5 protein-coding genes are annotated in these 7012 nt (G+C 32.1%); 1 reads left to right on the forward strand and 4 read right to left on the reverse strand.

The annotated features are described in order from the left end of the window. Positions 1–86: 86 nt before the first annotated feature. Complete coding sequence (gene adcA / locus LQ682_RS12200) at positions 87–1682, reverse strand: zinc ABC transporter substrate-binding lipoprotein AdcA (protein ID WP_103269254.1); 1596 nt, start codon at positions 1680–1682, stop codon at positions 87–89. A gap of 184 nt (positions 1683–1866) precedes the next feature. Between adcA and LQ682_RS12205 the strand changes: the two genes are divergently transcribed. Next, a complete protein-coding gene (locus tag LQ682_RS12205; RefSeq protein ID WP_070045465.1) occupies positions 1867–2811 on the forward strand; it encodes a nucleoside hydrolase in 945 nt (314 codons plus the stop codon). Between the two features lie 81 nt (positions 2812–2892). Here LQ682_RS12205 and melB read toward each other — a convergent pair whose 3' ends face one another. From melB to LQ682_RS12220, 3 genes are all read right to left on the reverse strand, one after another. Then, positions 2893–4266, reverse strand: coding sequence for a melibiose:sodium transporter MelB (melB, locus tag LQ682_RS12210; protein ID WP_239724393.1), 1374 nt, complete (start codon positions 4264–4266; stop codon positions 2893–2895). An 88-nt stretch (positions 4267–4354) separates the two neighbouring features. Next, a complete protein-coding gene (gene melA / locus LQ682_RS12215; protein ID WP_103269256.1) occupies positions 4355–5653 on the reverse strand; it encodes an alpha-glucosidase/alpha-galactosidase in 1299 nt (432 codons plus the stop codon). Positions 5654–5842: 189 nt separating this feature from the next. Next, positions 5843–6727, reverse strand: coding sequence for an AraC family transcriptional regulator (locus LQ682_RS12220; RefSeq protein ID WP_239724395.1), 885 nt, complete (start codon positions 6725–6727; stop codon positions 5843–5845). Between the last annotated feature and the right edge of the window lie 285 nt (positions 6728–7012).

A 7012-nucleotide genomic window follows, 5' to 3' on the forward strand; every position in this document is an offset into this window, starting at 1 on the left:
ATTCTAAACTTGTCACAATATAATCAAATACCAAAAATAAAAAACAGAGAAACCTCAATTCAATAAGGTTTCTCTGCTTTTTGTTATTAATGAGCTAACATTTCTTCTTTAACTTCATCTTTAGACAGTTTTGAAGGGTAATATGTTGGCCAGTTGTCTAATTCTTTTAATACTTTATCTTTGTCATTTCCAGTAAAGATATGGAAGTGAGCTGATTTTTTAGGATAGATATTGTGATCGCTAAATTGTACATATTTAGGTAAGTCATCGTTTGAGTCACCTTTTAATTTAAAGCTATATCTTACGCCTCTATTTCCTTTTTCGTATTTAAGAATGTCGTAACCATCATATTCATATTCACCAGTTGATGTTTTTCCATCTTTAGTGAAACTGATTTGATTACCTTCGATTTTAATGTTTTCTACGTCTGTTTTATATCCTTTGTCATAGTACTCTTTGTATTCTTTAGCTGACATTTTACCGTCTTCAGCTTTATGTTTAAATACTTCATCTAGTGTACCGTCTTTTAAAAGTGGATAAACTGATTGCCAGTCACCTTCGTAATCTGATAGTTCACGATCTTTAACTTGTTTATCTTTGAAGTAGCCATTTTCAATTGCTTTATCGTGTGCTGCTTCTTTTTTCTCGTCTTTAGTTTTAATTTTATCATTTAAAGCTTTCTCGATGTTTTTAATGTTTTCTTTCATAAATGATTGATAAGAAATATCTTTGTCATTTAATTGTTCTTTCGATAATGATTCCATGTTGTTAAATGTAAGTGGTTTAGCATCTGTTTCTTTTCTAATTGTGTCAGTTACTTTTCCTGAAATATTGTTTTCATACAATACATATTTTGCATCTGTATCTCTAATTTCTTTAACAATTTCAGTTAATTCTTTTTGTGACGGATCTTCAGCATTCATACTTTGTACGCCTTTTTGTACGAATCCATAACGATGAGCTAAATAACCCAATGATTCGTGAGAAATGAATACAGTATCTCCCTCATGCCCTTTTGTTGCTTTCTTCATATCTTTATCGATATTTTCTAAATCTTTATTTAATTTTTTGAAATTCTTTTCATATTCATCTTTGTGATCTGGGTCTTTTTTAACTAATTCATCTTTAATACCTTTGATGAAATCTTGGTCTATTTGTGGATCTAACCATACGTGTGGGTCATAACCGCCATGATGATGATGTTCGTGATCGTGTCCTTCATGTTCGTGTTCTTCATGACTTTCACCATGCTCATGGCCGTGCCCTTCATGGTCATGCTCTTCACCATGTTCATGTTGATCAGTTAATAATTCAGATTGATCAATACTATTTTGTAATGATAATTTTTTATCATCTTTCTTAATAGTAGATGCGACTTTTTTCGCAACTGGATCTAAATCGTCACCAGTGTATACGAATAAATCTGCTTTGCTCGCATTTAAAATATCTTTTTGTGTAGGTTCATAACTATGTAAATCCGTACCTGGTGGATAAATAGATTCTACTTCAACATGTTCTCCACCGATTTGTTCAATAAAAGATTTTAGCGGATAAACTGTTGTTTTAATTTGCAATTTATCTGAGTCGCTTTTACTACCTTTGTTACTGTCGCCTTGGTTACATGCAGCAAGTAACATTGCACAGACGAAAATGATTGCAAATAAGCCCGTCCATTTCTTCATCTAAAACACTCCTCTTCAAATAGTAACGTTTACGATTTAAAATTATAAACTTTAATTCACAAAAACACAAGACTACATTTCAAAATAATTACATTTATATATAAAGAAACGTTTACTTTGTTGTAATGTAAACGTTTTAGTATAATAGTGTAGAATCTTTTATAAAGAAGGAAGGGTTAATAAAATGGCAAAAGAAAGAAAAATTATTATGGACTGTGATCCAGGACACGATGATGCTATCGCTCTAATATTAGCAGGTGCTAAAACAAGTCCATTAGACATATTAGCAGTCACAACAGTTGCAGGAAATCAATCAGTCGATAAGAATACAAATAACGCATTAAACGTATTAGATATTATTAATAGAGGAGATATTCCAGTCTCAACAGGTGCTACAAGACCTCTTATTAAAGAAGCAGAGTTTGCTGAAAGTATTCACGGTGAAAGTGGATTAGATGGTCCAGAGTTACCTAAAATACCTAATCTCAAATCAACTGATAAACATGGTGTAGATGTTATTGTGGAAACTGTCTTAAACAGCGATGAAGCTGTTACATTGGTTGCTACTGGCCCACTTACAAACGTAGCAATGGCACTTATTAGAGAACCTAAAATAGCAGAGAACATTGATGAAATCGTAATTATGGGCGGTGGCACATTCGGTAACTGGACACCTACTGCTGAATTTAATATTTGGGTAGATGCAGAAGCAGCTAGAAGAGTTTTTGAAAGTGGTATCCCAGTTGTAGTCTTTGGTTTAGATGCAACACATCAATTATTAGCAGATGATTTAGTTATCGACCGCTTCAGTAAAATAGATAATAAAGTTTCTAATTTCGTTGTAGAATTATTAAAATTCTTTAAATCTACATATAAATCACAATTTGATATGGATGGCGGTCCTATACACGACGCTTGTACAATCTTATATTTATTAAATCCAGAAATATTTGAGTTACAAAAAACATACATCCAAATTGAAAATCAAAGCGAATTAACATACGGTACTATGTCAGTTGATTTAAATGACACATATAATAAAGAAACAAACGCTCTTTTTGCAACAGCTGTTAATCTCGATTTAGCATGGGATTTAATGGATAATACATTAAGAAGTTACTCAGAATAAAATACCTTTATCCAATAAAAACAAGGCTCCCAATCCAAGTAATTGGGAGCCTTGTTCATATTCTCCAAGACATTTCCTATATTATAACTTTCTTTTCTTATTACGAAGGTTTAATACATTTACTACATCTCTTATGTAGTCACCTTTTAAGTTATAACTAAATTTATAAATGATATAACTAGCGATAACACTTATGATTGGCAATGCAATCATAATAAAACGCAATCCATTTTTTGTGTGTTCAGTTTGAACTTCGCCTGGCTGATAACCAAATAAATCTAGTCCCCAGCCTGTAAATAGTGCTGCGACAGCCATTGCTGTTTTCATTAAAAATGTTTGTGTAGATGTAATAACACTTTCATTTCTTTGACCAAATTTCATATCACTATAGTCTATAACGTCTGCTATAGATACTGTAATAATTCCCATAATAAAGCCAGTTCCTATTTTAATAAACGCTGTTCCAACCATAACAGGGATTGCTGCTGTTGGTGCGATATAACCAGCAAATAATATAATAATTAATCCTATAGTTAAAGAAATTGCTGCTATTGGAAATACAGCTTCTCTCGTTAACCATTTAGCAACTTTAGGGAATAGTAACAATGCTATAATTTCCATGAATCCCATCGCATTAAATAATGCGAATAATGCTTTAGATTCTGCTACATAGCTAAAATAATATATAGCCACGTTACCTAGAATTTGCAGACTCAAGAAAAATGTAACTAAAATACCTATATATGCTAACAATTCTTTATTAGTAAATAAAATTCTCCATATGTCTTTAAATCTTAAAGTGATGCCTGTATCTATATTTGTAGGTGCTTCGTATACGTTTCTTACAGTAATTAATATCGCAATGACGAATATGACAGCTATAATAGCTGTCATAACAAAGAATCCTGCAGATTGATCGCCGTTACCAAATATATTGTCAAAATACATTACGATAGCTAGTCCAGCCGTACCGATAAGTAAATTAGCCATACTCGCGAATACACGTGGTATGATTGAAACTTCTTCTCTTTCAACTGGGTTATTCGTTAAATTAGGCAACCAAGACCAATAAGGAACATCCATCATCGTGTATGTCATTCCCCATAAAATATAGAGTATTGATACAAATACATATAAACTTGTTCCAGTTAACCCAAAGTTTGTGAACATAATAACTGTTACAACAGAGTTGATTAACGTACCAATAACTAACCATGGTCTAAATTTACCCCATTTAGTTTTTGTTTTATCTACAATCATTCCCATTACCGGGTCATTAATAGCATCCCAAATACGCGCAACGAAAAATAATGTACCTACGAAACTTGCTGCAATACCTAATACATCGGTGAAGTAAAACATTAAAAATGTTCCTGTAAGGCCAACAACTAAGTCTTTACCAAACGCACCGATACCGAAAGAATATTTTGCTTTACGGGTTACTTGACTTTCCAAAAAAAGCCCCCCTTGAGTTATAACACCATTTAAAAGCGCTTACAAAATAGTGTGATATTTTTGTCTGATATTATTGTTGATTTCACTATTATTCGTAAGTTGGTAACCAGTCGCCATGTGCTTCAATTAAATCGTCACAAAGTGAAATAATATCATCCATAGACAATTCAGAAGCTGTATGCGGATCTAACATAGCTGCTTGATAAATTTTTTCTTTCTTTTGTGTTAATGCCGCTTCAATTGTTAGCAACTGTGTATTAATATTCGTTCTATTCAGTGCAGCCAATTGTTCTGGTAATTCACCAACATAAGTAGGCGCAATTCCGCTAGCATCTACTAAACAAGGAACTTCCACTACTGTATTTTCTGGTAAATTACTAATCAATCCACCTGTATTTAATACGTTACCACCAATTTTATAAGGTTTATTTGTTTCCATCGCTTCGATGATATAAGAACCATATTCGTGTGAACGTTCATGCGTTAAGTTTTGATTGTTTACAATATCGTCACGCATATGTTGCCAATCTTCAATTTGATTTACACAACGTCTTGGATATTCATCCAATGGTATATTGAATTTTTCAATTAATTCAGGGTACTGACTCTTAATGAAATATGGATGATATTCAGCATTATGTTCAGATGATTCTGTGACGTAATATCCAAACTTATCCATTAATTCAAAACGAACCATGTCGTCATGTGTTGTTTTTTGTTTTTCTTTAGCACGTTTTTTAATTTCTGGATATAAATCTTCGCCATCGCGTGTTATTTCAAGCAACCATGCCATGTGGTTAATACCTGCAATTTTTGCTTGAATGCGATCAGTTGGTAGTTCTAATGCCTCTAACAGCTCGCTCGCACAAACTTGCACACTATGACAAAGTCCAATAGTTTTGATTCCTTCTTTTAACATGATGTTTGTTAAAACCGCCATAGGATTCGTATAGTTTAAGAACCAAGCGTCTGGACAAACTTCTTTCATGTCTTTTGCGAATTCTTGCATAACAGGTATTGTTCTTAAATTACGGAAAATACCTCCAATACCTAAAGTATCTGCAATTGTTTGTCTTAGACCATACTTTTTAGGTACTTCGAAGTCAGTAATTGTAGCTGGATCATAACCACCTACTTGTATTGCATTAATAACATATTTTGCTCCTCTTAATGCTTCTTTACGATTTTTATATGATTTTACTGTGACAGTAGAATCCATACCATTTTTCAAGTTGTTTAACATCATTTCTGAATCGTTTAATCTCTCTTCGTCTATATCATATAATGCAAATTCAAAATCTTGTAACGCATCTACAGTCATACAGTCACCTAATATGTTTTTTGCGAAAACCGTGCTGCCTGCGCCTAAAAATGTTATCTTACTCATTATATTTACTCCTCCTAGCAATAGTTCATTCACTAAAATGTTTTATAAAACTAATATATTTTTAATTAAAAAATAATAATCAAGTTTATGAAAATTATTTTGTAACCGCTATAGCTTATATCTAGATTAGTTGTAAATTGAACTATATTCAATCGTAAATATTTTTAAAAAGAGTAATATATTGCCGTTTTAGTCTGAGAATATTTTATTTACCGCCATCACTGTTGTTTCTCTTCTATAACTATTAGGAGATACGCCAGTTACCTTTTTAAACACTTTACTAAAGTAATTACTCGAGCTAAATCCAACCTCAAGAGCTATCCATTCTATGTTTTTTTCATTCATGGATAAATACGTAAGCGCTTTATTAATTCTTATTTTTGCTAGGTAGTTAATAGGTGTATCATTCATGTACTTTTTAAACTCTCTTGTAAAATGATATTTTGATAAATCAGTAACTTCTACAATATCGTCCAAAGAAATATCATCTTTATAATTCTTTTCAATAAATTGAATAGCCTTAGCTATAGAAAGAGGATAGTTGTTAGGTTGCTGCTGACCATATTCTAAGTATTCTATGTATTTCATCATAAACGTATAAGCACTTGCAGAAGCTTCATACCCATGATTAATACCTAGTGTTTCAACTTTTTCAATTGTTTCTAATATATATTGTATAGGAGCTGAGTGAATGGATAATTTAAATACGTGTCCATAATTATCAAAAATATGCTGTGATAACTTTTCGACCTCTTTACCATAAGTTGTGAAATAAAGAAATTCCCATTCGCTTGAATGTTTAGGTAAATAATATCTATGATCACTCGGCACACGAACAAAGAAAGCTTCACCCGGTTTTATACTATGTGTGCGTCCATTTATACTTAAAGCACCTTCTCCTTTTAAGGTATATTGAAAAATATAGACATCTTTCTCTCCTCTATGTAAACCATGCCAATGATAGTCATGTTCTTTACGTAGCTCATATCCAACAGAATTCAATCCAGCTATTTTATTTTGATAGTCTCCTTTAAATTTAAAACCATAAGCATTATGTTTAAACGTCTTTTCCATAGTAATCCTCCCAAATTTCTTATAACTTTATATATTCGAAATCATGAAACTAATAATTAGTATAATAAAATAAGCGTCTGAGACATAACAATTGTAGGGAGTTGCGTCTCTAACGGGCTAGTTATTTCAGTCTTGCACGTTACATTTTCTAACGGGCAAGAGTTTCTAAACAAGCACGTTAGCCCAATATTTTTGAATATGTCCATATAATTGTGTAATAAAAAAAGAGCCAAATATAGCTCACTTTAGTACAATGTAATCGACTAAGAAAATATTGTAGAGGTG

Origin of the sequence: Mammaliicoccus sp. A-M4 (genome assembly GCF_022386955.1) — a bacterium.
Taxonomy (GTDB): Bacteria; Bacillota; Bacilli; order Staphylococcales; family Staphylococcaceae; genus Mammaliicoccus; species Mammaliicoccus lentus.

Excerpts from the sequence above, each read along its gene's own strand:
- LQ682_RS12220 (WP_239724395.1), bottom strand. The coding sequence starts at position 6,727 with ATGGAAAAGACGTTTAAACATAATGCTTATGGTTTTAAATTTAAAGGA.
- LQ682_RS12205 (WP_070045465.1), top strand. The coding sequence starts at position 1,867 with ATGGCAAAAGAAAGAAAAATTATTATGGACTGTGATCCAGGACACGAT.
- adcA (WP_103269254.1), bottom strand. The coding sequence starts at position 1,682 with ATGAAGAAATGGACGGGCTTATTTGCAATCATTTTCGTCTGTGCAATG.
- melA (WP_103269256.1), bottom strand. The coding sequence starts at position 5,653 with ATGAGTAAGATAACATTTTTAGGCGCAGGCAGCACGGTTTTCGCAAAA.